The sequence below is a fragment of the Paracoccus sp. MC1862 genome (assembly GCF_016617715.1).
Taxonomy (GTDB): domain Bacteria; phylum Pseudomonadota; class Alphaproteobacteria; order Rhodobacterales; family Rhodobacteraceae; genus Paracoccus.
Genome location: NZ_CP067225.1, coordinates 2,634,337 through 2,659,566 on the forward strand (window position 1 = coordinate 2,634,337; position 25,230 = coordinate 2,659,566).

A 25,230-nucleotide genomic window follows, 5' to 3' on the forward strand; every position below is an offset into this window, starting at 1 on the left:
CATGCGGATCGGCGGAAATGTGCTGCCGATCTTGCGCCGCCTGCGCGCGGTTGCCGCAAGGATATTCGGCTTGATGCAGAGAACTTGTGGCAATCTTGCGCTGCGTCGCAGCACTCCGCGGAATCATCCGGTCCTGCAGGCGTCTCGCCGGACAATGTCCCGGCCGGGGCTTAAAGCCCCAGCACGTCTGCCATGTCGTATTCCCCCGGTCCCTTGTCCTGCCCCCAAAGCGCTGCGCGCAGGGCACCGCGCGCGAAGATGGCGCGGTCGGTCGCCATGTGGCGCAGGACAACCCGCTCGCCCGCCGTGGCGAAGATCACGTCATGCTCGCCGACGATGTCGCCCCCACGGATCGCCGAGAAGCCGATGCTGCCCGAGGCCCGTGCGCCGGTCATCCCCTCGCGCGCGGGCACCCGCAGCGCGTCCAGCGCCGCGCCGCGCCCCTCGGCTGCGGCCTCGCCCAGCATCAGCGCGGTGCCCGAGGGCGCATCGACCTTGTGGCGGTGATGGGCCTCGACGATCTCGATGTCCCAGTCCTGGCCCAGGGCCGCCGCCACGCGACGGGTCAGCCCGACGAGCAGGTTGACGCCCAGGCTCATGTTGCCTGCGCGGATGATCGGCGCATGGCGCGCGGCGGCCCTGATCTGCTGAAGGTCATCCTCGGACAGCCCCGTGGTGCCGATCACATGGACCGCGCGGGCCTGCGCCGCCAGTTCCGCATAAGCGACGGTTGCCGCCGGAGAGGTGAAGTCCAGCACCCCCTGCGCCTGCGCGATCGCCGCCACCGCGTCGTCCGTGACGGGAACGCCCAAGGGCGCGGCCCCCATCGCGGTGCCAAGGTCCTGGCCGATCCACGCATGACCCTCGCGCTCCAGCGCGCCGACCAGCCGGCAGTCAGGCGACTGCAGCACCGCCTGCACCAGCATCCGCCCCATCCGGCCGGATACGCCCGCGACCACGATCCCCGGCCTGTTCTGCGCGTCCATCGCATCCCCCGTGTTTCCGGCGGGTCTAGCCCGTTGCGGGACGGGCCGCGACCCCCTAGATGGGGCGCATGGCTTCCAATCGCTTCAACCATGGTCCCGGCCCGTCGCAGCGCCAGTTGCGGGTGGGCGAACTGATCCGCCGCACCCTCAGCGACGTGCTGCTGCGCGGCGACGTGCATGACCCGGACCTGAACCGCCATTCGATCACGGTGGGCGAGGTGCGGACCTCGCCCGACCTCAAGGTCGCGACGGCCTATGTGCTTCCCTTGGGGGGCCACGGCGCCGAGGAGGCGCTGGCCGCGCTGCGCCGCAACACGCGCGAGCTGCGCCACCTGGTCGCCAAGGACATGACGCTGAAATATGCGCCCGACTTGCGCTTTGTCCTTGACGAGACCTTCGACCGCATGGACGACACCCGCCGCATCTTCGCCGACGAGCGGGTGCGGCGCGATGTCGAGGGCGACGAGGACTGGGACGAGGGCGCCGACCTCGCCCGCGACTCGGGACCCGACGCGGACGATGATTGGTAGGCTCAAGCGCCGGCTGGGGCTGGCGGTCGGCGCGCTGGTTGCGATGACGCTGCCCGCCATGGCCGACATCTGCGAGACGCGCACCTTCGAGGGCACCCGCTATTCCCTCTGCACCGTCACCACCGACCGGCAGGACGGGCTGCGGTTGTGGCTGAACGGGCCGGACGGCAAGGCAGTGGGCGACTTCAACGGGGTGCGCGGGACGCTGGCGCCCGGCGAGGTGCTGGGCTTTGCCATGAACGCGGGGATGTATCATCCCGACTACGCGCCGGTAGGGCTGTTCCGGTCCGACAGCGAGGAAGCGGGCCACATCGTCACCGCCGGGGGCGACGGCAACTTCGGCCTGCTGCCGAACGGGGTCTTCTGCGTCGGCGCCCGGGCGCCTTTCCAAGTGATCGAGAGCCGCCGCTTTGCCCGCGCCCAGCCGCAATGCCGCTTGGCGACGCAATCCGGCCCCCTGCTGGTCATCGACGGAGAGCTGCACCCGCGCTTCCTGCCCCATAGCGACAGCCGCTATATCCGCAACGGCGTGGGCGTCTCGCGCGACATGCAGACGGCCTGGTTCGCGATCTCGGACGCGCCGGTCACCTTCCACCAGTTCGCCCGCTTCTTCCGGGACGAGCTTGGCGCGCGCAACGCGCTGTATTTCGACGGCTCGATCAGCCGGCTCTATGCGCCGGGGCTTCGCCGCGCCGACTGGGGCCGGCGGATGGGACCCATCATCGGCTATGTGGGCGGACCGTAGATGGCGCGGAAAAAGGGACGGGACATCTCGGGCTGGCTGCTGATCGACAAGCCCGCGGGGGTCGGCTCGACCGACGTGGTGTCCCGTGTGCGCTGGGCGCTGGACGCGAAGAAGGCTGGCCACGCAGGAACGCTGGACCCTGACGCGACGGGGCTGCTGGCCGTGGCGCTGGGCGAGGCGACAAAGACCGTGCCCTGGCTGACCGAGGCGCTGAAGGCTTATGACTTCACAGTGACTTGGGGCGCCGAGACCTCGACCGACGACGCCTCGGGCGAGGTGCTGCGCCGGTCCGACGCGCGGCCCTCGGCCGAGGCCATCGAGGTCGCCCTGCCCGCATTCCGCGGCGAGATCCTGCAGGTTCCCCCGGCCGTCTCGGCCGTCAAGGTGGACGGCGCCCGCGCCTATGACCTCGCGCGCGAGGGTGAGGCCTTCACGCTGGCCGCCCGCCCGTTATGGGTCGAGGAACTGATGCTGACCGAGGCACGCACCGATCAGGCCGACCTGCATCTGGTCTGTGGCAAGGGCGGCTATGTCCGCGCCATCGCCCGCGACCTCGGCCGGGCGCTCGGCTGCCTCGGCCATGTGCAGGGCCTGCGCCGGGTCTGGTCGGGGCCCTTCGAGGTGGCGGATGCGATCCCCTTCGACCGGGTGGACCGGGCGGCGCAGGCGGAACTCGATGCCGCGCTGCTGCCGGTCCAGTCGGCGTTGGACCTGCCCGAGATGCGCGCCACCGACCAGGGCGCGGCGCGGCTGCGGAACGGCAATCCGGGGCAGGTGCTCGGCACTGTCGATTACGGCGCAGAGGTCTGGGTCAGCCATGAAGGCCGCGCGGTCGCCATCGGCCGCTACATGGGCGGGGAGGTCCATCCCTCGCGCGTGTTCGTTCAGCCGTGATCGGCGATGCAGCGCCCGCTTCATCGTCGTGATGGGTATTTGAACCAGAAAGAAATCACTTCGCCTTGCGAGCGGGATGCTTCTTTCTGACCCGCCGCTCAGGCGATGGATGCGCCTCGCGTTTCTCGGCCGATGCCGAAGGACAGCACCGCCGCCAGTACCAGCAGGCCCGCGAACAGCCCGATCATCGCGTTGAAGTCGCGCGTCGCCAGCACCGCCATCAGCGAGGGCGCGGCCAGTCCCCCCAGCCGCGCGACCGCCCCTGCCGTGCCCATGCCGGTGGCCCGCAGGTTGGTCGGATAGATCTCGGGCGTCAGGGCATAAAGCGCCCCCCAGGTGCCCAGCAGCGCGAAGCTCATCAGCATCAGCGCGCCCGCGACGACTGCGCCGGTGGTGGCCGTGACGAACAACAGGCAACCCAGCGCCGAGAGGACAAGGAAGATCCGCAGCGTTTTCTGTCGCCCCCAGTTCTCGACCCCCCAGGCGGCCAGCGCATAGCCCGGCAGTTGCGCCAGCGCGAGGATCACGAGGAAGCCGTAGCCCCGCACGAAGCCGAAGCCTTCCGTCGCGAGCTTGCCCGGCAGCCAGACGAAGACGCCGTAGTAGCTGAGCGAGACGAGGAACCACACCGCCAGAACCGCCACGGTCGTTCGCGCCAGCCCGGCGGTGAAGATCCCCCCTGCTGGGGCGGGGGCGGCTGGCGGCAGGACCAGCCTTGCCTTGGGGGCAAACGCGGGCGCGCCATTTGCCACGCGGATGCGGTTGATGATGGCCCGGGCCTCGGGTTCGCGGTTCCGGCGCAGCAGGTACATGGGCGATTCCGGCACCCAGAGCCGCAGGAAGATGCCGATGCAGGCGGGCAGGGCCGCCACCAGGTAGATCAGCTTCCATGGCGCCGCGACCGCGAAGCTTGCCGCGAACCAGGCGGTCAGCGCGACGACCAGCGTGCCCAGCGCCCAGAAGCCCTCCAGCCAGACCAGCCAGCGGCCGCGGTTCTTCGGCGGCAGGAACTCGGCCATCATGGCATAGTCCACGGGCAGGGTGCCGCCCACCGCCATCCCGGTCAGGAAGCGCAGCGCCAGCAGCCACTGGAAGTCGGGCGAAAAGACCGAGGCCAGCCCGAAGACCGCGTCGCAGGCCACCGTCACGATCAGCACGTTCCGCCGCCCGATCCGGTCCGCCAGCCGCCCGAACAGCGCCGCGCCGACGAACATCCCGAGAAAGAACAGCGTCCCGCTTTGCAGCGCCACCTGCATCTCCAGCCCGAAGCTGGCCGCGATCGAGGGTGCGGCGAAGCCGACCGCCACCACCTGCATGGCGTCGGCCGCCCAGACCAGCCCGAAGATCGCCATCAGGCGACGCTGGAAACGGCCCGCGCCCGCCTCGGCCAGCGCGTCGTCCACCGTGATCCTCATCGCGGTTCCTCCCCTTGCCTCGCCCCTTGCAAAAAGGGGCCGCGCCCTCGCGCGACCCCCGGATGCTTCGCCAGCCACAAGGGCAGTCAGGCGTTGACGCTGTCCTTCAGCGACTTGGCGATGGTGACCTTGACCACCTTGTCGGCGGGCTTGGTCATCATTTCCTGCGTCTGCGGGTTGCGGACCTGACGCTCGGGGCGGGCGCGGCAGGCGACCTTGCCGATGCCGGGCAGCGTCAGCGCACCGCCCTCGGCGACGGTGCGGGCGACCAGCGCGCCCAGCGCGTCCAGCGCGGCGGTGGCGGTCTTCTTGTCGCTGCCCATCTCATCGGCCAGTGCAGCCACCAGCTGCGTCTTGGTCATGGGCTTGGCGGGTGCTGTGGCCATAGGTCCTGTCTCCTCGTGTGTCGCGCGCGTCAGGCGGGCATTTCCGGCGCCAGTTGATCTGGCATGGCCCCTGCTACAGCCGGTTTTTCCCCGCGTTTCAAGCCCTTTTGAAGGGGCCAAGGGGTGCTTTTAAGGCTTGGGCGATGAAAATGGGCATCAGACGCCAAGCTCATGGCCCCGGAAGGGGCAACGGCAGGGGCTGCCAGCCCACCGGCATCGCGCCGGCCCTTGTTGATGCCGTCGGCCCAAGCGATCAGCTTCTTGCGCGGCCAGATCATCGTATAGCAGGTCGGGACGTATTTTCCGTCGGCAACCAACTGGCGGCGGGTGGCCGAGGTGGCGGTCGCCCGCTTGACATGAAGCTCGCCGGTGTTGTTGCGGATGAAGAACGCGCCGCCCGCGCGGGGGACGCCCTGCAGATAGGCAAGCCGCGGGCTGATTTCTGCGGCGATGGGATCATGGAACCAGGACGAGATGAACAGCCCCGCCAGTGCCGGGTTGCATCGGAGCATGTCGGCCACCTGAAGGTAGGTCGCGTGAAAGCCGGCCGGATTGAACCCGGTCAGATGCCGCGAATCCGTATGGAACTCCAGGAACGGTCGCCACATCCCGCCCCAGACATACCGCGCGGGGGCCGTCAGTTGCCTGCACCGGACGGCCGCGGACGCAATCATGCGCGGATCGAGGCGTCCGAAGCGGTCGATGTCCATCGCAGCGCCGGGGATGAAGAAACCGAACACATGGGCAACATCCCGCGCCAGCGAATCTGCCTCATAGTCCGGGAATTCAGCCGGTATCGTCTCGGCCAGCCTGCGGGCAAGATCGGGATAGAGCGCGAGGGCGGATGCCGGCAGGCTCAGCGCGGCAACCGTCTGCGGCAGGTCGAGCGCAAAGCGGGCGATCAGAGCGTTCCGGTAGATGACGGGATCGGTCCCGTCCCCGATCCGGCTCTGGACTTCCTGCTGGATCAAGGCGACTGGCGCCATCATCCCCTTTTGCCGTATCGCCGCCTCCGCCTCGGCAAGCAGTCCCGCGCGTCGCGCCTGATAGTGATCTTCCAGCTGACCACCGGCACGCGTGACGATTTCTTCAAAAATGGCCCGCGTATGCTTGGGGATCTCGAAACTGCTCATTGATGAAAACTCTGCGCTTGCAATCCTGTCATCCCAGTAGCTTGAGAAGCAGACTCCCGTCAGCTTGTATAAAGCGACAGGCGGCGGCGTTCTGGCGCACGGCCCGTGGTCCGCGCAGCGTCCGATTTACAGAAACGCCGTCTCGTGGAAGGACCGCAGCTTGCGGGAATGCAGCCGCTCGATCGGGGTGGCGCGCAGCTTCTCCATCGCGCGGATGCCGATCAGCAGGTGGCTGGAGACCTGCGTGCGGTAGAAATCGGTCGCCATGCCGGGCAGCTTCAACTCGCCATGCAGGGGCTTGTCGCTGACGCACAGAAGCGTGCCGTAGGGCACCCGGAAGCGGAAGCCGTTGGCGGCGATGGTGGCGCTTTCCATGTCCAGCGCGATCGCGCGGCTGAGGCTGAGGCGGTGGACCGGCGTGTCGCGCAATTCCCAGTTGCGGTTGTCGATGGTGGCGACGGTGCCCGTCCGCATGATCCGCTTCAGCTCGAAGCCTTCCAGCTCGGTGATCTCGGCCACGGCCTGTTCCAGCGCCACCTGCACCTCGGCCAGCGTCGGCAGCGGCACCCAGACCGGCAGGTCGTCGTCCAGCACATGGTCCAGCCGCAGGTAGGCGTGGGCCAGCACGTAATCCCCCAGCCGCTGGCTGTTGCGCAGCCCCGCGCAATGGCCGACCATCAGCCAGGCATGGGGGCGCAGGACGGCAATGTGGTCCGTGGCGGTCTTGGCGTTGGAGGGTCCCACGCCGATGTTGACCAGCGTGATCCCCTGCCCGTCCGGCCGCTTGAGGTGATAGGCCGGCATCTGCGGGGTCTTGGCAACGGGCACCGAGGCATCGTCCGGCCGCTCGATCATGTGGTTTCCGGGACCGACGAAGGCCGTGTAGCCCGAGGCGGGGTCCGCCAGCGCCTTGCGGGCAAAAGCCTCGAACTCGTCCACGTAGAACTGGTAGTTGGTGAACAGCACGAAACTCTGGAAGTGATCGGGCGCGGTCGCGGTGTAATGCGCCAGCCGCGCCAGCGAGTAATCCACCCGCTGCGCTGTGAAGGGCGCAAGGTGGCGGGTGCCGTCGGGCAGCTCATCAGCGATCCCGTTCACGATGTTGTCGTTCACGGTGACGAGGTCGGGCACGTCGAAGATGTCGCGCAGGGAATAATCCAGCACGCCTTCCTGCGGGACGTTCAGGTCGCTCTGGGTCGCCACGGCGAAATGGACAGGGATGGGCGTGTCGCTTTCACCGACGGCCACGGGAACTTGGTGGTTGCGGATCAGAAGGCCAATCTGCTGGGTTAGGTAGTCGCGGAACAGGTCCGGCCGGGTGATCGTCGCCGCATAGGTGCCGGGCAGCGTGACATGGCCGAAGGCCAGCCGGGAATCGGCCTGCTCGTGGCTCGAGGTCGTCAGCCGGACCTCGGGATAGAAGGCGCGGAACCTTGCCGCCGGCGGATGCCCCCCCCGCAGCGTGCCTACGAAACGGTCCAGCAGCCAGCCCGTGGCACGGTCGTGAAGCTCGATCAGGCGGGCGACGGCGGCCTGGGGATCGTCAAAATATTCGCGCTCGACCGGCTCGGGCGTCTCGACGGGCAGCAGGCGGGAGAGCTGGTCCATGGGCGGGCTCCTTTAGCCCCGGACAGTGGCAGCGGGTGGTGGCACTGGCAAGACGGCGGCGGCAGCCCTATCTCGGGGGGCATGGACATCTCTATTCTCGATCTCGCGCCGGTGCCCGAGGGCTCGGACACAAAGGCGGCCATCGCCAGCAGCGTGACGCTGGCACGCGCGGCGGAAGCCCAGGGCTACAAGCGGTTCTGGCTGGCCGAGCACCACAACATGCCGGGCATCGCCAGCGCAGCGACAGCCGTGCTGATCGGCCATATCGCCGATCACACCAAGGACATCCGCGTCGGCGCGGGCGGGATCATGCTGCCGAACCACGCGCCGCTGGCGGTGGCCGAGGCCTTCGGGACGCTGGCCACCATCCATGGGCCGCGCATCGACCTCGGCCTTGGCCGCGCGCCCGGCGGCGACGGGGCGGTGATGCACGCGCTGCGGCGGGGCCAGTCCCGCAACGAGGATTTCCCCAACGACGTGGTGGAACTGCTGCATTACCTCGGCCCCGAACGCCCCGGCGTGGCGGTGGCTGCCCATCCCGGGCAGGGGACGAACGTGCCGGTCTGGATTCTCGGCTCGTCGCTTTACGGGGCAAGCCTCGCGGCTGCGCTGGGGCTGCCTTACGCTTTCGCCTCGCATTTCGCGCCCGACGCGCTGGACGACGCGGTAGCGCTTTACCGCGACCGCTTCCAGCCAGGGCCCTGGGGCGACAAACCGCGCTTCATGCTGGCCGCGAACCTGATCGCGGCGGACACGGACGCGGAAGCGCGGCGGCTGCGGACCAGTTCGCAGATCCAGTTCTTCCGGCTGCGGACCGGCAATCCCGGCTTGCTGCCCGCGCCGGTGGATGATCTTGATGCGGTCGTGCCCGCGCAATACCAGTCGATGGTGGACCGGGTGCTGAGCGTCAGCGCCGTCGGCGCCCCCGACACCGTCAAGGCGCAGATCGACGCGATGGTCGCCCGCTACAAGCCGGACGAGCTGATCCTGACCGGCAACATCTGGGACCCGGCGGCGCGCGAAAAATCCTTCGCCATCGGGGCCGAGGTGCTGGGACTCACCCGCGCATGACCTCGCGCCTGGTGGTGCTGGGCCATGGCTATTCGGCCGGCTTCCTGACCCGGCGGCTGGTGCCGCAGGGCTGGACCGTCACCGGCACCACCCGCGACAATGCTTCACGTGTCACGCTGGCAGGCGCCACGCCCCTGCGCTGGCCCGGCGAGGGGGACGCGGTGCGGGCCGAGATCGCCCGCGCCGACGCGATCCTGATCAGCGCCGGGCCGGAGGCCGGGGAATGCCCGGCGCTGCGCGAATTCGGCACAGCCATCGCGGACAGCCGCGCCCGCTGGTTCGGCTATCTCTCCACCACCGGAGTTTATGGCGACCGACAGGGCGGCTGGGTGGACGAGACCTCAGACCTCGCGCCCTCGACCCGCCGGGGCCGCGACCGCGTGGCGGCGGAAGCCGGGTGGCAGGCGCTGGCCGCAGCGCACGGGTTGCCGCTACACATCTTCCGCCTTGCCGGCATCTACGGCCCCGGACGCGGCCCTTTCGAGAAGGTCCGCAACGGCACCGCCCGACGCATCATCAAGCCGGGGCAGGTGTTTTCCCGCATCCATGCCGAGGACATCGCGCAGACCCTCGCGGCCTCGATCGCCCGGCCCTCACCCGGCGCGATTTACAACCTCTGCGACGATGACCCCGCCCCGCCCGAGGATGTGCTGGAACATGCAGCCCATCTGCTGGGCCTGCCCCCGCCGCCCGCCGAGGATTTCACGACCGCCGAGATGACGCCGATGGCTCGCAGCTTCTATGCCGAAAGCAAGCGCGTCTCGAACGCGCGGATCAAGCGCGACCTCGGCATCCGCCTGATCCACCCGGACTATCGCAGCGGGCTGGCCGCGATCCTGGCGGAAGAATCCGTCAGGGCGTGATCCGGCAGCAGCCGTTCTCCATCCGCGAGGCCTGGTCCGCGCCCTCGAACAGCAGCGTGGCCGACAGCCCGAAGGCGCGATCCGACATGCCGTCGCTGCATTGGGCGGGGGTCAGCACCACCGTCAGTCGGCCCTGCGCGTCGCCCGCGATGATGCTGCGGGCGGGCTCGCGCCGGGCGGGGTTGTCCACCACCACGCGGCGCTGCAGGGGGCGCGAGAGTTCGGGCGTCTCGTAGACGATGTTGGCGCCGACCTGCCGCAGCGACCAGAAGGGCTCGGTCCCGAGGCAGTTCAGCGTGGCCGGAATTTCGCCCGGCTTCCAGACATCGGGCCGTTCCTGAAGATAGCGCATGTTGACCCAGCCCGAGCGCTCGAAGGTGTTGACCCGCGCCCAGCCGGACCGTGTCTCGATCACCTCGACCCCCGTTGCGTCATGCGGCAGTTCCGACAGGATCGAGGAGGAGGCGTCCGGCATCGCCCGGATATTAAGCACGTCGTTCGACTTGACCCCCGTCACGTCGTAGAGCGTCGGCAGCATGGACTGCGCGGCGGCGGGACCGGCGAGGGCAAGGGTCAGGGCAAGGGCGGCAAGACGCATCGGGAACCTCGGGGCTTGTCAGACAACGGCCCCGAAAAGATGCCCGATCACCGAGGTCACCGCCATCGCGAATGAACCCCACAGCAACACACGCACGAGAGCAGGGCGGAGAGGCGCACCCCCCGCCCATGCCCCCAGCATGCCCAAAGCGGCCAGCGCGATCAGCGTCACCGCCAGAACCACCGGCACGATCAGCCCCAAGGGTGTCAGCAGCGCCGCGAGATAGGGCACCCCGCCCGCCACGGTGAAGGTCGCGCCCGAGGCCATCGCGGCCTGCATGGGATCCGCCGAAAGCTCCTCGGTCAGACCCAGTTCATCGCGCAGGTGGGCGCCCAGCGCGTCATGCTCGGTCAGCTCGCAGGCGACCAGCCGGGCGGTGTCGGGGGCGAGGCCGCGCGATTCGTAGATCAGGATCAGTTCCTCCAGCTCGATCTCGGGCTGGTGGTGCAGTGCCTGTCGCTCGCGGTGGATGTCGGCGGCCTCGATGTCGGACTGGGAACTGACGCTGACATATTCCCCCGCCGCCATCGACAGCGCGCCCGCGGCCAACCCTGCGCCGCCCGCGATCATCACCGCCTGCGGATCGCCCGAGGCCGTCGCCACGCCCACGACCAGCGAGCCGATCGACACGATCCCGTCATTCGCCCCCAAGACAGCCGCCCGCAGCCAGTTCGAGCGGGTGATGTAATGCGGGTCGTCAGGATGGGCATCGGGGTGGGTGTTGCGGGTCATGGCTGTGTTCCAGTCGCGCAGGCCATGCATGGCCAAGCCGCTCGGCAGTCGAATAGGCGCGGCCGGCGCGGCCCGTCAATCGACGGAGAAGTAATCCTCGTCGATGCGGCGGATAACATAGGTCGCGCTGGTGCGCACCCCCACGCCGTGGTCGATCATCAACCGGGCCAGCCGCGCCCCGTCGATCAGCACGACGCGCTGCTCGATCCCGCGCACATAGCCCCATGCCTCCTTGGTGAAGGAGGAGGTCGTGACGAACACGCCCTTTCGTGCCCTCGCCCCGATCAGCGAGCCGACGAAGCCCTGAAGCGCGGGGCGGCCAATGGCATTCTCGGGCTTGTAGCGCTTGGCCTGGATATAGACAGCGTCGAGGCCCAGCTTGTCCTCGTTGATGATTCCATCAATGCCGCCGTCGCCGGACTTGCCGATGGCACGACCCATCTCCGCCCGACCGCTGCCATAGCCCATGGCGATCAACAGGTCGACGATGACCTGCTCGAAACGGGCAGGCGTGACAGCGAGGAGTTGTTCCAGCAGTTCCTCGGCCAACGCGTCCTGCAGGGCGGCATGGGCCGAGTCGATCAGTTCCTGCGGGGTCTCGGTCGTGTCCTGTGGTTCGGAAGCACCGAACACGGGCACTTCTGGCGCTTCCTTTGATCGTCCTGCCAAGTATGTCAGCCATTCCAGAAAGTCCGGGTAGGTTCTGAGCGTGTTCTTGTCGATCTTGGTCGGATTGCTGTCCAGCAGCGCCTTTCCCGCAGGAGTGATCCGGTAATGGCCCCGTTTGATGGGTTCCACTAGGCCGGCGTGCATCATGTAGTTCCGCGCCCAATGAGCACGGTTCGACATATAGCTCTGAGTTCCACTGGGAAGCAGCATTTCCATCTGGGTGTCGGAAAGCAAAAACTGTTTCTGCAGTCCGGGAAGGGAGTCGGCGATCGACTGCTTTCCCTCGCCGATCATGCGAAGAATTGGCAACATTAACTCTTCGTATTTTGGCAGCCCCTCTCCCCTCACGCCCGCCGCCCCAGCGCGGCGACCCCCAGCACCTCCAGCACCTTTGCCTCGATCTGGGGCGCCTCCATGGCAGCCGCGCGATACATCGCCTCGGGACTGGCGTGGTCGATGAAGGTGTCGGGCAGGACCATGCTGCGGAAGCGGAAGCCGCGGTCGAAGACGCCTTCTTCCGCCAACAGTTGGGCCACATGGCTGCCGAAGCCGCCGATGGCGCCCTCCTCGATGGTGATCAGCGCCTCGTGTTCGCGCACCAGCCGCAGGATCAGGTCGCGGTCCAGCGGCTTGGCGAAGCGGGCGTCCGCCACGGTGGGGGCGAGGCCGCGTGCCATAAGCGATTCGCGGGCGCGCAGGACCTCGGAGAGCCTCGTGCCGAAGGACAGGATGGCGACGCGGGCGCCTTCCGCCACGATGCGGCCGCGGCCGATTTCCAGCGGCTCGGGGCGCTCGGGCAGTTCGACGCCGGTGCCCTCGCCGCGCGGGAAGCGGAAGGCCGAGGGGCGGTCGTCCAGCGCGACAGCGGTGGCGACCATGCGGACCAGTTCGGCCTCATCGGCGGCGGCCATGACGACGAAGCCGGGCAGGTTCGCAAGGAAGCCTACGTCATAGGCACCCGCATGGGTCGCGCCATCGGCGCCGACCAGCCCGGCGCGGTCGATGGCGAAGCGCACGGGCAGGCGCTGGATCGCCACGTCATGGACAACTTGGTCATAGCCGCGCTGCAGGAAGGTCGAATAGATCGCGCAGAAGGGCCGCATCCCCCCCGCCGCAAGCCCGGCCGAGAAGGTCACGGCGTGCTGTTCCGCGATCCCCACGTCGAAGCAGCGGCGGGGGAAGCGGTCGGCAAACAGGTTCAGTCCCGTCCCGTCCGGCATGGCGGCGGTGATCGCCACGATGCGGTCGTCCCGCTCGGCCTGGGCGATCAGGGACTTGGCGAAGACGCTGGTATAGCTGGGGGCGTTGGACTTGGCCTTGGCCTGCTCGCCCGTGATGACGTCGAACTTGGCGCGGGCATGGCCGCGGTCGGCGGCGTTCTCGGCCGGGGCGTAGCCTTTCCCCTTCTTCGTCACCGCATGGATCAACACCGGCCCGTCCGCCCGCGCCTTGACCGTCCTGAGCAGCGGCAGAAGCTGGTCGAGGTCGTGGCCGTCCACCGGGCCGACGTAAGAGAAGCCCAGTTCCTCGAACAGGGTGCCGCCGATGGTGATGCCCTTCAGCATCTCCTTGGCGCGGCGGGCGCCCTCCTGCATGGGCGGCGGCAGCAGGCTGACCGCCCCTTTGGCGGCGGCCTTCAGTTCCTGGAACGGCCCTTGGGTGTAAAGCCGGGTCAGGTAGCTAGACATCGCCCCGGTCGGCGGGGCGATCGACATCTCGTTGTCGTTCAGGATCACGAACAGACGGGTGCCCATGTGGCCCGCGTTGTTCATCGCCTCGAAGGCCATGCCGCCGCTCATGGCGCCGTCCCCGATCACGGCGATGGCGTCGCCCGGATCGCCGCCGAGGTCACGCGCCGCGGCAAAGCCCAGCGCCGCGCTGATCGAGGTCGAGGAATGGCCCGCCCCGAAGGGGTCATGCGGGCTTTCCGACCGCTTGGTGAAGCCCGACAGCCCTCCTTCCATCCGCAGGCTGCGGATGCGGTCGCGCCGGCCGGTCAGGATCTTGTGGGGATAGCACTGGTGGCCCACGTCCCAGACGATCTTGTCGCGCGGGCTGTCCCAGACCGCGTGCAGCGCCACGGTCAGTTCGACCACGCCAAGCCCCGCGCCCAGATGGCCGCCAGTCACGCTGACGGCGCTGATCGTTTCCGCTCGCAACTCGTCGGCCAGCTGGTGCAGCTGGCGGTCGCTCAGCGCCTTGAGGTCGGCGGGAGAGGCGACGCGGTCGAGGATCGGGGTTGCGGGACGCGAGGTCGTGTCGGTCATGGGCTGGCCCCTTCCGGGCGGGCGGACCCCCCGGAGGCGGTCGGTCTCAGGTCTTGCGGTGGATAACGAAACGCGCCAGCGCCCGCAAGTTTCCGGCCCTGTCGCCATAGGAGTCGAGCGCGGCCTCGGCCCGCACTACCATTTGGGTCGCCCGCGCCCGCGCTTCCTCCAGCCCCAGCAGGGAAACAAAGGTGGCCTTGCCCGCCGCCTGATCCTTGCCGGTGCGCTTGCCGGTCTGTTCCACGCTGGCGGTCACGTCCAGAATGTCGTCGGCGATCTGGAAGGCCAGCCCGAGGTAGTGGGCATAGTCCTGCAAAGGCGCGGGATCGGTGCCGCCGATGATCGCCCCGGCCGACGCGGCAAAGCGGATCAGCGCGCCGGTCTTGGCGTGCTGCAGCGCCTCTATGGCGGGCAGGTCCAGCGGAGTGCCCGCCGTCTCGGCCGCGATGTCCTGCGCCTGTCCCCAGACCATGCCCCGCGCGCCTGAGGCCTCGGCCAGCCGCGCCACCAGCGCAATGCGCGCCTCGGCCGGGCCGATCACCGGGTCGGAGAGCATTGCGAAGGCCTGCGTCTGCAGCGCGTCGCCGGCAAGGATCGCCGTCGCCTCGATCCAGCGGACGTGGCAGGTGGGCTGGCCCCGGCGCAGGTCGTCGTCATCCATCGCCGGCAGGTCGTCGTGGATCAGGCTGTAGGCGTGCAGCAGTTCCACCGCCACGGCGACCGGCATGGCGCTGAGGTCCTCGACGCCGAACAGCCGCGCCGATTCCAGCACCAGGAAGGCGCGGATGCGCTTGCCGCCATTGGTGGCATAACGCATCGCGTCGGTCAGGTCGCCCGACGGCAGGTCCGCCAGCGCAGCCTCGATGGCGCTCGCTGTGGCGCGCTGCGCCTCCTCCAGCCTTTGGTGCATCCTTACAGCCCTTCGACCGGGGCGGTCCCGCTGGGCTCTCCATTGGCGGCAAGCATGATCTTCTCGACCCGCTCCTCGGCCTGGCGCAACCGGCGCTCGCAATGGGCACGCAGCTTTGCGCCGCGTTCGTAAAGGGCGATGGACTGTTCCAGCGTCGCCTCGCCATGTTCCAGCTTGCCGACGACCGATTCGAGTTCCTTCATCGCGTCCTCGAAGGACATCTGGTCGATTTCGGCATCGGTCATGGGCCGGTTCCTTCAAGCGCGGTGACATGGGCGCGGGCGGATCGGCCCAGCGCGGCCAGATCATAGCCCCCTTCCAGGACCGAGACCACCGGGGCCGCGCCTGCCGCGTCGCAGATCATGCGGGTGATCGCGGCAAAGTCATCGTCCTCCCATTCGAGCGCGGCGAGGGGGTCGGCCGCATGGGCGTCGAAGCCCGCCGAGATGATGACAAGCTGCGGCGCATGGGCCTGCAGGCGATCCATGATCTGCCGCCATGCGGCCCGCGCCTGCGCTCCGCCCGAGCCGGGCGGCAGCGGGACATTCATCACCTGCCCATGCGCGCCGGTCTCGCTTGCGCGCCCGGTGCCGGGATAAAGCGGCATCTGGTGGGTCGAGGCGAAGAAGGCGCGGGATTCGTCCCACAGCAGGTCCTGCGTGCCATTGCCGTGGTGAACGTCGAAGTCCAGCACCGCTACCCGGTCCAGCCCGTGATGATCCAGCGCGCGCATCGCCGCGATGGCGGCGGTGCCGAGCAGGCAGAAGCCCATCGGCGTCTCGCGTTCCGCATGATGCCCCGGCGGGCGCATGGCGACGAAGGCGCGGCTGTCCTCTCCGCCAAGCACCGCATCCACCGCCGCGCAGGCCGCGCCGACGGCCCGCATCGCGGCCTCCATGCTGCCCGGCGACAGCCAGGTGTCCGGGTCCAGCGCCACCTGTCCCTGCGCCGGCACCGCGGCCTTCAGCCGGGCAAGGTAGCGCTCGGGGTGGCAGCGCAGCATGTCGGCCTCAGCGGCCAGCGGCGCCTCGCGGCGATCGAGCTTCAGATCCGCCAGCCCGTCCAGCACCGCCTTGTGGCGGGCGACCTGCTCTGGGTGGCCGGACGGGGTGAGGTGCCGTTCGGAGGCAGAATGCGTGTAGAGGATCGTCATGCCCGCAAGCTAATGGCAACCGCTGCAGAAGCGCAATCGCAAGCATTACAGTCCGGCGCCGCGCCTGCTGCACGGTTGCATGGGTATTTGGACCAGAAAGATGTCACTCGTGCGGGCCAAAGAAGAAGACTTCTTTCTGGTCCAAATACCCATGCGGCGCTTCAGCCGGGAATATCTGCTCCAATCGGTGCGCGGCTCAGGCGGCGAGGCGGGCGCCGTCGTGGCCGGTGATCGTCACCTCGACCAGTGCGCCCTCGGGCAGGTCATGGGCAAAGGAAACCTCGGTAAACTGCTCGGTGCGGCCGATGCGAGGTCCCTCGGTCAGAACACGGTGAGACCGACCGACCTGTGCCTGTAGGTGCGCGGCCAGCGCAGCCTTGCCCACGGCGCGCAGGCGCGCGGCGCGGTCCTTGATCGCAGGGCCGGGCACGCGCGGCATCCGCGCGGCCGGGGTGCCCGTGCGCGCGCTGTAGGGGAAGACGTGCAGGAAGGTCAGGCCGCAGTCCTGCACCAGCTTCACCGAGTTCTCGAAATGCGCCTCGGATTCGGTGGGAAAGCCCGCAATGATGTCGGCGCCGAAGACGATGCCGGGACGCATGCGGCGGGCTTCCTCGCAGAAGGCGATGGCATCATCGCGCCTGTGGCGGCGCTTCATGCGCTTGAGGATCAGGTCGTCGCCATGCTGAAGGGACAGATGCAGATGCGGCATCAGGCGCGGCTCGGTGGCGATCGCCTCCATCAGCTCGGGGTCGGCCTCGATCGAATCGATGGAACTGATCCGCAGGCGTGGCAGGTCGGGCACCATCCGCAGGATGCGCCGCACGAGGTTGCCCAGCCGGGGCTGGCCCGGCAGGTCAGCGCCCCAGCTTGTCAGGTCCACGCCAGTCAGCACGACCTCGTTGAAGCCGCGGTCGCGCAACCGTTTGATCTGGTCCACGACCACGCCCGCCGGGACAGACCGAGAGTTTCCCCGGCCATAGGGGATGATGCAGAAGGTGCAGCGGTGGTCGCAGCCGTTCTGGACCTGCACATAGGCCCGGTGGCGGCCGAAGCCGTCGATCAGGTGGCCCGCCGTTTCCCGCACCGACATGATGTCGTCTACCATCACCCGCTCGGTGCCATAGTCGGGCGCGGCGAGGCTGGCCCAGGTCGCGGGCTGCATCTTCTCGTGGTTGCCTATGACGCGGGCGACCTCGGGCATGGCGGCGAAGGTGTCGGGTTCCGTTTGCGCCGCGCAGCCGGTGACGATGATTGGCGCGCCGGGGTTTTCTCGCGACAGGCGGCGGATTTCCTGGCGGGCCTTGCGGACGGCCTCGGCGGTGACGGCGCAGGTGTTGACGATCACCGCGCCGTTCAGGCCGGCCTCGCGGGCCATCTCGGCCATCGCCTCGGATTCATAGGCGTTCAGCCGGCAGCCCAGCGTGGCGAAGATCGGGGGAGCGGTCATGTCGCGGCCAGCCATTCGGGCGACAGGACACCCTCGAAGACCCGCGCCACCGGTCCGGTCATCCACACCCCGTCCTCGCGCCAGTCCACGACCAGCGTGCCGCCGTCGAGGTCCAGCACCACCCGCCGCCCCGTCAGCCCGCGCCGATGCGCCGCGACCGCCGTGGCGCAGGCCCCCGACCCGCAGGCGAGCGTCACGCCGGCGCCGCGTTCCCAGACCCGCATCCGCAGGCGGTCGGGGGCGGTCAGCGAGGCGAACTCGACATTCGTGCGCTCGGGGAACAGTGCATCATGCTCGATCCGGGGGCCGATCGCGGTCAGGTCCACCGCCTCGGCATCGGGGACGAAGAAGACGCAATGCGGATTGCCCATGCCGACCGCCGCGGGGCCGCCGTCCAGCGGGAGCCGCTCGGTGTCCATCTCGCGCGCCAGCGGCACCTCGTCCCAGGCAAGCTGGGGATGACCCATGTTGACATGGACCTGGCCGTCCCGACGTTCCGCTTCCAGCATCCCGCGCAGCGTGGAAAAGCGCACCCGGTCCCGCCCCGGATCACGCATCATCAGGTCGGCCACGCAGCGCGAGGCGTTGCCGCAGGCCCCGGCCCCGGACCCGTCGGCGTTCCAGAACTCCAGCCGGTAGTCCGCCGCATCGTCGGGGCAGATCTCGGCCAGCTGGTCGAAGCCCACGCCCCGGTTGCGGTCCCCCAGCGCCCGCGCCAGCGCAGGCGTCACCCGCCGCTGCGGGGCGCCGCGCGAGTCGATGATGACGAAGTCGTTGCCCGCCCCGTGCATCTTGACGAAGCCGAGGCCGCCCGGGTTTTCCTGTTCCATCGCGGCGATATACGCGCACATCCGCGATTGTGCCAGATGCGCAGCGATTTGGCCTTGACCCCCGCCAAACGCATCCGTAAGGAAACGCCCTGTGTTGGGCCCATAGCTCAGTTGGTAGAGCAACTGACTTTTAATCAGTGGGTCACAGGTTCGAATCCTGTTGGGCTCACCACTGAACTTTCTGAAATCGTTGGAAATAATCGGCTCGCCTTAAGGTGGCCTGTCCGACGTCCGAGAGCGTCCGAATTTGGACGTCGGACGCGGGGTCCCGCGGACTGCCTTGATTTTCGAATCCTGTTGGGCTCACCACTGAAATCCCCTGCGACATCGACGTGCGCCAGCCTTCCGGCACCATCCGGGGCGGCTTGCGCTTTTGTGAGTCCGTTTGTCCGGGACAGGTGATTGACGCCCCGGAACTGTCCCTGTAGCTCGGCGTCAAAGCAGTTTCTGGCAGGCTGAGGCCGTTTTCCGACCTTGCGGATACGCAAGGGGCGGGCATAGTCCGGCCCGGAGGTGCGCATCGTGCCTGCCCGGTGGCATCCCCGCGATGGCCTTCGGAAAGCGCTTGCGGCGGGACCGTTTCCCTGCGCCGCGCCCAGAACCCGGCCCGCGAGGTCGATCAAATCGCGCGGCGCTGCAAGCCGCAACCGGACGAAGAAAGGCAAGCCGCCGACGAATGCTCGCCCAGAACCTCCTTCTCCTGCTTGCGGTGCTGCCCTTCGCGGGCGCGATCCTGGCCGTCACCATGCCCGTCACCGCCCGCAACGCCGAGGTGGTGCTGGCGGGCGGCGTGATGATCGCGGGGCTGCTGGCGCTGTTCGCGGTCATGGGGGATGTGGCCGATGCGCAGGCTGTGGCCCGCAGCATCGAATGGGCGCCCTCGCTGGGGCTTGACCTGACGCTGCGGCTGGACGGCTTTTCCTGGCTGATGCTGCTTCTGGTCTACGGCATCGGGCTGCTGGTCGTCATCTACGCCCGCTACTACCTGTCGCCCTCGGACCCGGTGCCGCGGTTCTACGGCTTCCTGCTGGCTTTCGCGGGGTCGATGGTGGGGATGCTGATTTCCGGCAACATCATCCTGATGGTGGTGTTCTGGGAACTGACCAGCCTCTTTTCCTTCCTGCTGATCGGCTACTGGAACCACAATGCCGCCGCCCGCGACGGGGCGAGGACGGCGCTGATCGTGACCGGCGGGGGCGGCCTCTGCCTGCTGATGGCGATGATCCTGCTGGGTCATGCCGCCGGCAGCTACCACCTGGACGACGTGCTGGCCGCGGGCGACCGGGTGCGCGAGCATCCCTGGTATCTGTGGATCTTGGGGCTGTTCCTGATCGGGGCCTTCACCAAGTCGGCGCAGTTTCCGTTCCATTTCTGGCTTCCGAACGCGATGGCGGCGCCGACGCCGGTTTCGGCCTATCTGCATTCCGCGACAATGGTGAAGGCGGGGGTGTTCATCCTTGTCCGCTTCTCGCCCGTGCTGGGCGGCACCGATGCCTGGTTCTGGATCGTCGCGGGCACCGGGATGCTGACCTTGCTGCTGGGCGCGGTGATCGCACTGTGGCGCAACGACCTGAAGGGGCTGCTGGCCTATTCGACGATCAGTCACCTCGGGCTGATCACCGCGCTGTGCGGCATGGGCAGCGGCGGCGCGATCGTGGCCGCGATCTTCCACATCATGAACCACGCGGTCTTCAAGGCCTCGCTGTTCATGGCCGCGGGCATCATCGACCACGAGACCGGCACCCGCGACATGCGCCGCCTCAGCGGGCTGCGCCATTCGATGCCGCGCACCGCGGCGCTGGCCATCGTCGCCGCCGCCGCGATGGGGGGCGTGCCGCTGCTGAACGGCTTTCTGTCGAAGGAGATGTTCTTCGCCGAGGCCGCCGACTGGCACAACGGCACATGGCTGGACGCGGCCCTGCCCTATATCGCCACCATCGCCAGCACCTTCAGCGTGGCCTATTCGCTGCGCTTCATCGTCACCGTCTTCTTCGGTCCCCCAGCCACCGACCTGCCGAAGGAACCGCACGAGCCGCCGGCCTGGATGCGCCGCCCGGTCGAGTTCCTGGTCGCCATCGTCCTGCTGGTGGGCCTGTGGCCCGCAGCCCTGATCGGCGGTCCGCTGCACGCGGGCGTGCTGGCGGTGCTGGGCGAGAACGCGCCCTATTACAGCCTGTCACTGTGGCACGGCTTCAACGTCGCCCTGACAATGAGCATCGTTGCCCTGGTGGCGGGCACGATCCTGTATTTCCTGATGGCGCGGCGTCTGTCCGAGGCGAACGAGGCCCCGGCCTTCCTGTCGCTGGTCCGCGGCCAGCAGGTCTTCGACCGCCTGATGCTGGTGCTGACCCGCAAGTGGCCCGCCTGGGCCTATCGCCGGGTCGGCAGCCCGCGCCTGCAGGTGCAGTTGCGGCTGCTGGTGCTGCTCAGCCTCGGGGCGACGGCGGCGACGCTGTGGGGCGCTGCGCGGCTGGTGCCCGAAGGATTGCTGCAGAACTTCGACGCGACCTTCGCGCTGCTGTGGATGGGGGGGATCGCCTGTGCCATCGGGGCGGCGATCCAGGCCAAGTATCACCGCTTTGCCGCGCTGGCGCTGCTGGGCAGCGCGGGGCTGGTGACGGCCGTGACCTTTGCCTGGTTCTCGGCCCCCGACCTCGCGGTGACGCAGCTCCTGGTCGAGATCATGACAACCGTGCTGCTGCTGCTGGGGCTGCGCTGGCTGCCCAAGCGGATGAAGCTGATCGAGGGCGACGACCGCTTCACCGCCCGCAGGCGGCGGGGCATCGACTTCGTGGTGGCGACCGTCTGCGGCGCGGGCGTCGCGGCCATCGCCTTTGCGGTGATGACCACGCCCGCCGGGCTGACCATCGGCGACTGGTTCCGCCGCAATTCCTATGCCGAGGGTGGCGGGACGAACGCCGTCAACGTGATCCTGGTGGACTTCCGCGCCTTTGACACCCTGGGCGAGATCACCGTGCTGGGGATCGTGGCGCTGACCTGCTACGCGCTGCTGCGCCGTTTCCGCCCGGCGCCGGAAAGCGTGGCGCTGCCCTCGCAGCAGACCTTCAACGAACTGCCCCCCCTCGACCCCGAGCGCGAGCGCGAGGCGGAACGCGAGCCCACGCGGCACGACGTGATGATGATGATCCCCTCGGTCATCATGCAGTGGATGTTCCCGCTGACCGTGGCGCTGTCGATGTATCTGTTCCTGCGCGGCCATGACCTGCCGGGCGGCGGCTTCGCGGGCGGCGTCGCCTTCGCCATCGGGCTGCTGCTGCAATACCTGGCAAGGGACGTGCGCTGGGTGGAAAGCCGCATCACCATCCTGCCGGTGCGCTGGATCGGGCTGGGGCTGGTGATCGCGGTGGCGACCGGCATGGGCTCGTTCCTGTTCGGCTATCCGTTCCTGACGGCCCATGCCCAGTATGTCACCCTGCCGGTGATCGGGCAGGTGCCGGCGGCGACGGCGCTGGTCTTCGACCTCGGCGTCTTCGCCACGGTGGTGGGGGCGGCCGTGCTGATCCAGATCGCCATCGCCCACCAGTCGCTGCGCTCGTCCCGCCTGCGGGCGCGCGAGACCGCAGCCGACGCCGACCCGAAGGAGGAGCAGGAAAACCGCCACGAGGAACAGGAACAACAGCGGGAGGGCGTGTGATGGAACTGACCTTGTCCCTTGGCATCGGCGTGCTGGTCGCATCCGGCGTCTGGCTGACCCTGCGGCCGCGCACCTTCCAGGTCATCGTCGGCCTCTGCCTGCTGTCCTATGGCGTCAACCTGTTCATCTTCGCCATGGGCCGGCTGGTCACAGGGGCTGCCCCGATCATGCCCAAGGGCGGCTTCGTCAACCCCGACGCCTATGCCGATCCGGTGCCGCAGGCCCTGGTGCTGACCGCCATCGTCATCAGCTTCGCCACCACCGCCCTGTTCCTTGTCGTCATCATGGCCTCGCGCGGCTTGACCGGCACCGACCACGTCGACGGGAAGGAGCGCGGCCAGTGATCTCTCCGGCCCATATCGTCGTCCTGCCGATCCTGATCCCGCTGCTCGCGGGGGCGATCATGCTGATGTATGACGAACGCCAGCGGCGGCTGAAGCTGGGGATCGGCATCCTGTCCTGCGTGCTGCAGCTGGCCGTCGCCATCGCGCTGGTGGACCGCGCCGGCGGCTCGGCCGACATGGGACGCAACATGGTCACCCTGTATCTGCTGGGCGACTGGCCCTCGCCCTTCGGCATCGTGCTGGTGCTGGACCGGCTGGCGGCGGTCATGCTGTTGCTCGGCTCCATCATCGCCCTGCCGGCGCTGCTTTATGCGGGCGCGGGATGGCACCGGAACGGGCAGCATTTCTCGCCCCTGTTCCAGTTCCTGCTGATGGGGGTCAACGGGTCGTTCCTGACCGGCGACCTGTTCAACCTGTTCGTCTTCTTCGAGGTGATGCTGGCGGCCTCCTACGGGCTGCTGCTTCACGGCACGGGCCGCGTCCGGGTGGCGGCGGGGCTGCATTACATCGCCGTCAACCTCGTCGCGGCGATGCTGTTCCTGCTGGGCGTCTCGCTGATCTACGGGGCCACCGGCACGCTGAACATGGCCGATCTCGCGTCCCGCATCCCGCGGCTGTCCGAGGCCGACCGCCCCATGGTCCATGCGGCGGCGGCGCTGCTGTCGGGCGCCTTCCTTGTCAAGGCGGCGATGTGGCCGCTGTGCTTCTGGCTGCCCAATGCCTACGGCGCGGCCTCGCCCCCGGTCGCGGCGATCTTCTCGCTGCTGACAAAGGTCGGGGCCTATGTGGTGATCCGCCTCGGCCTGCTGCTGTTCGGCGCGGGGGCAGGCGAATCTGCGGGCTTCGGCGCCAACGTGCTGGCGGCGGGCGGCATGGCCACCATGATCTTCGGCGCGCTGGGGGTGCTGCAGGCGCAGGATCTGGGCAGGATGACCGGCAACCTGGTGCTGGTGTCCTCGGGGACGCTGCTGGCGGTCGTCGGGCTGGCGCAGATCTACGACGACGCGCCGATGCTGACGGCGGCGCTTTACTACATGATCGCCTCGACCATCGCCATCGCGGCGCTGTTCCTGCTGGCCGAACCCATCGGCCGCAAGGAAGGCGGCATCGCCGGGCTTCTGGCGATCACCGCCGAGGCTTATGCCGATCCCGAGGAAGAGATCGACGAGCCCACCGACGAGGGCCGGGCCATCCCCGGCGCCACCGCGCTGCTGGGCGTGGCCTTCCTTGCCTGTGTGCTGGTGGTGGCGGGGCTGCCGCCGCTTGCGGGCTTTCTCGGCAAGTTCGGGATGCTGTCGGGCGCGGTCGAGCGCGCCAAGGTCCTGCCCGGCATGTGGGGCCACTGGGCCTTCGTGGTCCTGCTGATCGTCACCGGCTTCTGCGCGCTGGTGGCGATGGTCCGCTGGGGCATCCAGAGCCTCTGGGCCAACACCGAGGAACCGCCGCTGCCGATGCTTGAGATCGTGCCGATCCTGATGCTGGTGGCGACGGTCGTGCTTCTGTCGATCCGGGCGGAACCGGCATTGCGCTATCTCGACCGCACCGCCGACGCGCTGACCCAGAACCAAGTCTATATCGGGGGGGTGCTGACCGCACCGCCGGTGGGGTCTGACGATCCATGACCCTGTTCCCCCATCCCATCGTCACCGTCGTCCTGACCATCCTGTGGATGGTGCTGACCAGCTTCACCCCGGGACAGTTTGTGCTGGGCGTGATCGCGGGCATCCTCGGCGGGCTCGCCTATCGCCGCCTCACGCCCGAGCGGATCATGGTCCGCCGGCCCCGCCAGATCATCCGGCTGTTCTTCCGCGTGGGCGGCGACATCATCCGCTCGAACATCGCGGTGGCGGGGCTGATCCTGACGCAGGGACGGGGCGGCCGGCGCCGCGCCGGCTTTGTCCCCATCCCGCTGGACATGACCAGCCCGAACGGGCTTGCGGTGCTGGCGATCATCGTGACCGCGACGCCCGGCACCGCCTGGATCGAATACGAACCGCGCAACGGCCTGCTGCTGCTGCATGTCTTCGACCTTCTGGACGAGGATGACTGGGTCCATACCATCAAGTCCCGCTACGAGTCCCTGCTGATGGAGATCTTCGAATGAGCGCAACGATCCTGTCCGTCGTCCTCACCTTTTCCCAGATCTGCCTGGTGATCTCGGTGGTGCTTTCGGTGCTGCGGGCGCTGCGCGGCCCGCGGGCGCAGGACCGGGTGCTGGGGCTGGACACCATGTACATGTGCGCCATGCTGCTGCTGGTCGTCACCGGGATGCAGCAGGGCACCATCTACCAGTTCGAGGCCGCGCTGGTCATCGGCACCCTGGGCTTCGTCGCCACCGCCGCCATGGCCAAGTTCCTGATGCGGGGCGAGGTGATCGAATGAGCCATCTGGACCAGATCCCTCCTGTCATTGCCTTCCTGATCTCGGGCTTCGTTCTTCTGGGCACGATCCTGACGCTTCTGGGCACCATCGGGCTGATCCGGCTGGGCAGCTTCTACGAACGGCTGCACGCCCCGACCCTGGGGACAAGCTGGGGCGCGGCGGGCATCCTGATCGGCTCGATGCTGATGTTTTCCACCATCGGCTCGCGCTGGGTGATCCACGAGATCTTCCTGGGCTGTCTCATCATGCTGACGATGCCGGTGACGCTGATGGTGCTGGGCCGCGCAGCCCTGCACCGCGACCGCGCCGAGGGCCGCCCCCCGCGCGGCACCGAAGGCCCGCAGGAGCCGCTGAAGTAGAAACGCCGTCCGGCGCAAGAGCGGCGGGATGAGCAGTGGCCCCGCAACCGCGCAGGCTCATGCCGCCCTTCTTTCCCCGGACGCGGCCGGAAAGCGGCAGGCGCTGCCAGCCGCAGATGACCTCGTGCCCGGTATGCCGGCTTCCCCACGCGCCGCGGCCACCTGAGCGGAAGACGGTCGCCCGCTGCAGGCGAAGGACCCTTTCTTGCGGGATCGACGCGTGACTGCGGCGGAACTCTGGACTATGACCCGG

General features: G+C 68.5%; 25 protein-coding genes and 1 tRNA gene. 12 read left to right on the forward strand and 14 right to left on the reverse strand.

Features of this window, described 5'->3' with window-relative positions; translation table 11 throughout:
* Nucleotides 1–170: 170 nt before the first annotated feature.
* A complete protein-coding gene (gene dapB / locus JGR78_RS12960; protein WP_182792837.1) occupies nucleotides 171–986 on the reverse strand; it encodes a 4-hydroxy-tetrahydrodipicolinate reductase in 816 nt (271 codons plus the stop codon).
* A gap of 68 nt (nucleotides 987–1,054) precedes the next feature.
* Between dapB and rbfA the strand changes: the two genes are divergently transcribed.
* Genes rbfA through truB form a run of 3 tightly spaced genes read left to right on the forward strand, consistent with a single transcriptional unit; the run spans nucleotide 1,055 to nucleotide 3,155 of the window.
* Nucleotides 1,055–1,516 (forward strand): 30S ribosome-binding factor RbfA, encoded by a 462-nt coding sequence (rbfA, locus tag JGR78_RS12965; protein WP_182804064.1) that lies wholly within the window; start codon nucleotides 1,055–1,057, stop codon nucleotides 1,514–1,516.
* 43 nt (nucleotides 1,517–1,559) lie between these two features.
* Nucleotides 1,560–2,261 carry a phosphodiester glycosidase family protein gene (locus JGR78_RS12970; RefSeq protein WP_234450962.1) on the forward strand — a complete coding sequence of 234 codons (702 nt, stop codon included), beginning with the start codon at nucleotides 1,560–1,562 and terminating at the stop codon, nucleotides 2,259–2,261.
* A complete protein-coding gene (gene truB / locus JGR78_RS12975; RefSeq protein ID WP_182804068.1) occupies nucleotides 2,262–3,155 on the forward strand; it encodes a tRNA pseudouridine(55) synthase TruB in 894 nt (297 codons plus the stop codon).
* A 98-nt stretch (nucleotides 3,156–3,253) separates the two neighbouring features.
* Here truB and JGR78_RS12980 read toward each other — a convergent pair whose 3' ends face one another.
* From JGR78_RS12980 to JGR78_RS12995, 4 genes are all read right to left on the reverse strand, one after another.
* Nucleotides 3,254–4,570 (reverse strand): MFS transporter, encoded by a 1,317-nt coding sequence (locus tag JGR78_RS12980; RefSeq protein ID WP_182804070.1) that lies wholly within the window; start codon nucleotides 4,568–4,570, stop codon nucleotides 3,254–3,256.
* Between the two features lie 86 nt (nucleotides 4,571–4,656).
* Nucleotides 4,657–4,956, reverse strand: a complete 300-nt coding sequence (locus JGR78_RS12985) for an HU family DNA-binding protein (protein ID WP_182792842.1) — start codon at nucleotides 4,954–4,956, stop codon at nucleotides 4,657–4,659.
* Nucleotides 4,957–4,985: 29 nt separating this feature from the next.
* Entirely contained in the window at nucleotides 4,986–5,945 is a 960-nt protein-coding gene (locus JGR78_RS12990; protein WP_200559335.1) for a hypothetical protein, read from the reverse strand.
* A gap of 270 nt (nucleotides 5,946–6,215) precedes the next feature.
* Entirely contained in the window at nucleotides 6,216–7,697 is a 1,482-nt protein-coding gene (locus tag JGR78_RS12995) for an AMP nucleosidase (protein ID WP_182792844.1), read from the reverse strand.
* Between the two features lie 81 nt (nucleotides 7,698–7,778).
* Between JGR78_RS12995 and JGR78_RS13000 the strand changes: the two genes are divergently transcribed.
* Both JGR78_RS13000 and JGR78_RS13005 read left to right on the forward strand, forming a co-directional pair.
* A complete protein-coding gene (locus JGR78_RS13000; RefSeq protein WP_182792845.1) occupies nucleotides 7,779–8,768 on the forward strand; it encodes an LLM class flavin-dependent oxidoreductase in 990 nt (329 codons plus the stop codon).
* Nucleotides 8,765–9,631 carry an SDR family oxidoreductase gene (locus JGR78_RS13005; protein WP_182804072.1) on the forward strand — a complete coding sequence of 289 codons (867 nt, stop codon included), beginning with the start codon at nucleotides 8,765–8,767 and terminating at the stop codon, nucleotides 9,629–9,631. The genes JGR78_RS13000 and JGR78_RS13005 overlap by 4 nt, the downstream gene beginning before the upstream one ends.
* On the opposite strand, the gene JGR78_RS13010 is transcribed toward JGR78_RS13005, so the two are convergent.
* From JGR78_RS13010 to dapF, 9 genes are all read right to left on the reverse strand, one after another.
* Complete coding sequence (locus JGR78_RS13010) at nucleotides 9,621–10,229, reverse strand: COG3650 family protein (RefSeq protein WP_182792847.1); 609 nt, start codon at nucleotides 10,227–10,229, stop codon at nucleotides 9,621–9,623. The two genes, JGR78_RS13005 and JGR78_RS13010, sit on opposite strands and share 11 nt — an antisense overlap.
* Nucleotides 10,230–10,247: 18 nt before the next feature.
* Complete coding sequence (locus tag JGR78_RS13015) at nucleotides 10,248–10,961, reverse strand: VIT family protein (protein ID WP_182792848.1); 714 nt, start codon at nucleotides 10,959–10,961, stop codon at nucleotides 10,248–10,250.
* Nucleotides 10,962–11,036: 75 nt separating this feature from the next.
* The gene (locus tag JGR78_RS13020; RefSeq protein WP_182792869.1) at nucleotides 11,037–11,942 is read right to left on the reverse strand and encodes a restriction endonuclease; all 906 of its coding nucleotides are present in this window, start codon (nucleotides 11,940–11,942) and stop codon (nucleotides 11,037–11,039) included.
* Nucleotides 11,943–11,974: 32 nt separating this feature from the next.
* Nucleotides 11,975–13,897 carry a 1-deoxy-D-xylulose-5-phosphate synthase gene (dxs, locus tag JGR78_RS13025; RefSeq protein WP_182804074.1) on the reverse strand — a complete coding sequence of 641 codons (1,923 nt, stop codon included), beginning with the start codon at nucleotides 13,895–13,897 and terminating at the stop codon, nucleotides 11,975–11,977.
* Between the two features lie 46 nt (nucleotides 13,898–13,943).
* Complete coding sequence (locus tag JGR78_RS13030) at nucleotides 13,944–14,807, reverse strand: polyprenyl synthetase family protein (RefSeq protein WP_182804076.1); 864 nt, start codon at nucleotides 14,805–14,807, stop codon at nucleotides 13,944–13,946.
* 2 nt (nucleotides 14,808–14,809) lie between these two features.
* Nucleotides 14,810–15,052: an exodeoxyribonuclease VII small subunit gene (locus JGR78_RS13035; protein ID WP_182792851.1), complete on the reverse strand. Its 243-nt coding sequence runs from the start codon at nucleotides 15,050–15,052 to the stop codon at nucleotides 14,810–14,812.
* Nucleotides 15,049–15,960 carry a histone deacetylase family protein gene (locus JGR78_RS13040; protein WP_182804078.1) on the reverse strand — a complete coding sequence of 304 codons (912 nt, stop codon included), beginning with the start codon at nucleotides 15,958–15,960 and terminating at the stop codon, nucleotides 15,049–15,051. Before JGR78_RS13040 ends, JGR78_RS13035 begins: the two co-directional genes overlap by 4 nt.
* Before the next feature lie 196 nt (nucleotides 15,961–16,156).
* Nucleotides 16,157–17,407 (reverse strand): tRNA (N(6)-L-threonylcarbamoyladenosine(37)-C(2))-methylthiotransferase MtaB, encoded by a 1,251-nt coding sequence (gene mtaB, locus JGR78_RS13045; RefSeq protein ID WP_182804080.1) that lies wholly within the window; start codon nucleotides 17,405–17,407, stop codon nucleotides 16,157–16,159.
* A complete protein-coding gene (dapF, locus tag JGR78_RS13050; RefSeq protein ID WP_200559336.1) occupies nucleotides 17,404–18,258 on the reverse strand; it encodes a diaminopimelate epimerase in 855 nt (284 codons plus the stop codon). The genes mtaB and dapF overlap by 4 nt, the downstream gene beginning before the upstream one ends.
* Nucleotides 18,259–18,333: 75 nt before the next feature.
* On the opposite strand from dapF, the gene JGR78_RS13055 reads away from it, so the two are divergent.
* The 7 genes from JGR78_RS13055 (at nucleotide 18,334) to mnhG (ending at nucleotide 24,977) form a co-directional block, all read left to right on the forward strand.
* Nucleotides 18,334–18,409 (forward strand) — tRNA-Lys (locus JGR78_RS13055).
* 504 nt (nucleotides 18,410–18,913) lie between these two features.
* Nucleotides 18,914–21,892 (forward strand): monovalent cation/H+ antiporter subunit A, encoded by a 2,979-nt coding sequence (locus JGR78_RS13060; protein WP_182804084.1) that lies wholly within the window; start codon nucleotides 18,914–18,916, stop codon nucleotides 21,890–21,892.
* The gene (locus tag JGR78_RS13065; RefSeq protein ID WP_182792581.1) at nucleotides 21,892–22,236 is read left to right on the forward strand and encodes a Na+/H+ antiporter subunit C; all 345 of its coding nucleotides are present in this window, start codon (nucleotides 21,892–21,894) and stop codon (nucleotides 22,234–22,236) included. Before JGR78_RS13060 ends, JGR78_RS13065 begins: the two co-directional genes overlap by 1 nt.
* Nucleotides 22,233–23,858 carry a monovalent cation/H+ antiporter subunit D gene (locus tag JGR78_RS13070; RefSeq protein WP_234450748.1) on the forward strand — a complete coding sequence of 542 codons (1,626 nt, stop codon included), beginning with the start codon at nucleotides 22,233–22,235 and terminating at the stop codon, nucleotides 23,856–23,858. The genes JGR78_RS13065 and JGR78_RS13070 overlap by 4 nt, the downstream gene beginning before the upstream one ends.
* Nucleotides 23,855–24,340 (forward strand): Na+/H+ antiporter subunit E, encoded by a 486-nt coding sequence (locus JGR78_RS13075; protein WP_182804087.1) that lies wholly within the window; start codon nucleotides 23,855–23,857, stop codon nucleotides 24,338–24,340. The genes JGR78_RS13070 and JGR78_RS13075 overlap by 4 nt, the downstream gene beginning before the upstream one ends.
* Nucleotides 24,337–24,618, forward strand: coding sequence for a K+/H+ antiporter subunit F (locus JGR78_RS13080; protein ID WP_182804089.1), 282 nt, complete (start codon nucleotides 24,337–24,339; stop codon nucleotides 24,616–24,618). The genes JGR78_RS13075 and JGR78_RS13080 overlap by 4 nt, the downstream gene beginning before the upstream one ends.
* Entirely contained in the window at nucleotides 24,615–24,977 is a 363-nt protein-coding gene (mnhG, locus tag JGR78_RS13085; RefSeq protein WP_182804092.1) for a monovalent cation/H(+) antiporter subunit G, read from the forward strand. The genes JGR78_RS13080 and mnhG overlap by 4 nt, the downstream gene beginning before the upstream one ends.
* Nucleotides 24,978–25,230: the final 253 nt, after the last annotated feature.

Excerpts from the sequence above, each read along its gene's own strand:
- dapB (WP_182792837.1), bottom strand. The coding sequence starts at position 986 with ATGGACGCGCAGAACAGGCCGGGGATCGTGGTCGCGGGCGTATCCGGC.
- rbfA (WP_182804064.1), top strand. The coding sequence starts at position 1,055 with ATGGCTTCCAATCGCTTCAACCATGGTCCCGGCCCGTCGCAGCGCCAG.
- JGR78_RS12970 (WP_234450962.1), top strand. The coding sequence starts at position 1,560 with ATGACGCTGCCCGCCATGGCCGACATCTGCGAGACGCGCACCTTCGAG.
- truB (WP_182804068.1), top strand. The coding sequence starts at position 2,262 with ATGGCGCGGAAAAAGGGACGGGACATCTCGGGCTGGCTGCTGATCGAC.
- JGR78_RS12980 (WP_182804070.1), bottom strand. The coding sequence starts at position 4,570 with ATGAGGATCACGGTGGACGACGCGCTGGCCGAGGCGGGCGCGGGCCGT.
- JGR78_RS12985 (WP_182792842.1), bottom strand. The coding sequence starts at position 4,956 with ATGGCCACAGCACCCGCCAAGCCCATGACCAAGACGCAGCTGGTGGCT.
- JGR78_RS12990 (WP_200559335.1), bottom strand. The coding sequence starts at position 5,945 with ATGATGGCGCCAGTCGCCTTGATCCAGCAGGAAGTCCAGAGCCGGATC.
- JGR78_RS12995 (WP_182792844.1), bottom strand. The coding sequence starts at position 7,697 with ATGGACCAGCTCTCCCGCCTGCTGCCCGTCGAGACGCCCGAGCCGGTC.
- JGR78_RS13000 (WP_182792845.1), top strand. The coding sequence starts at position 7,779 with ATGGACATCTCTATTCTCGATCTCGCGCCGGTGCCCGAGGGCTCGGAC.
- JGR78_RS13005 (WP_182804072.1), top strand. The coding sequence starts at position 8,765 with ATGACCTCGCGCCTGGTGGTGCTGGGCCATGGCTATTCGGCCGGCTTC.
- JGR78_RS13010 (WP_182792847.1), bottom strand. The coding sequence starts at position 10,229 with ATGCGTCTTGCCGCCCTTGCCCTGACCCTTGCCCTCGCCGGTCCCGCC.
- JGR78_RS13015 (WP_182792848.1), bottom strand. The coding sequence starts at position 10,961 with ATGACCCGCAACACCCACCCCGATGCCCATCCTGACGACCCGCATTAC.
- JGR78_RS13020 (WP_182792869.1), bottom strand. The coding sequence starts at position 11,942 with ATGTTGCCAATTCTTCGCATGATCGGCGAGGGAAAGCAGTCGATCGCC.
- dxs (WP_182804074.1), bottom strand. The coding sequence starts at position 13,897 with ATGACCGACACGACCTCGCGTCCCGCAACCCCGATCCTCGACCGCGTC.
- JGR78_RS13030 (WP_182804076.1), bottom strand. The coding sequence starts at position 14,807 with ATGCACCAAAGGCTGGAGGAGGCGCAGCGCGCCACAGCGAGCGCCATC.
- JGR78_RS13035 (WP_182792851.1), bottom strand. The coding sequence starts at position 15,052 with ATGACCGATGCCGAAATCGACCAGATGTCCTTCGAGGACGCGATGAAG.
- JGR78_RS13040 (WP_182804078.1), bottom strand. The coding sequence starts at position 15,960 with ATGACGATCCTCTACACGCATTCTGCCTCCGAACGGCACCTCACCCCG.
- mtaB (WP_182804080.1), bottom strand. The coding sequence starts at position 17,407 with ATGACCGCTCCCCCGATCTTCGCCACGCTGGGCTGCCGGCTGAACGCC.
- dapF (WP_200559336.1), bottom strand. The coding sequence starts at position 18,258 with ATGTGCGCGTATATCGCCGCGATGGAACAGGAAAACCCGGGCGGCCTC.
- JGR78_RS13060 (WP_182804084.1), top strand. The coding sequence starts at position 18,914 with ATGCTCGCCCAGAACCTCCTTCTCCTGCTTGCGGTGCTGCCCTTCGCG.
- JGR78_RS13065 (WP_182792581.1), top strand. The coding sequence starts at position 21,892 with ATGGAACTGACCTTGTCCCTTGGCATCGGCGTGCTGGTCGCATCCGGC.
- JGR78_RS13075 (WP_182804087.1), top strand. The coding sequence starts at position 23,855 with ATGACCCTGTTCCCCCATCCCATCGTCACCGTCGTCCTGACCATCCTG.
- JGR78_RS13080 (WP_182804089.1), top strand. The coding sequence starts at position 24,337 with ATGAGCGCAACGATCCTGTCCGTCGTCCTCACCTTTTCCCAGATCTGC.
- mnhG (WP_182804092.1), top strand. The coding sequence starts at position 24,615 with ATGAGCCATCTGGACCAGATCCCTCCTGTCATTGCCTTCCTGATCTCG.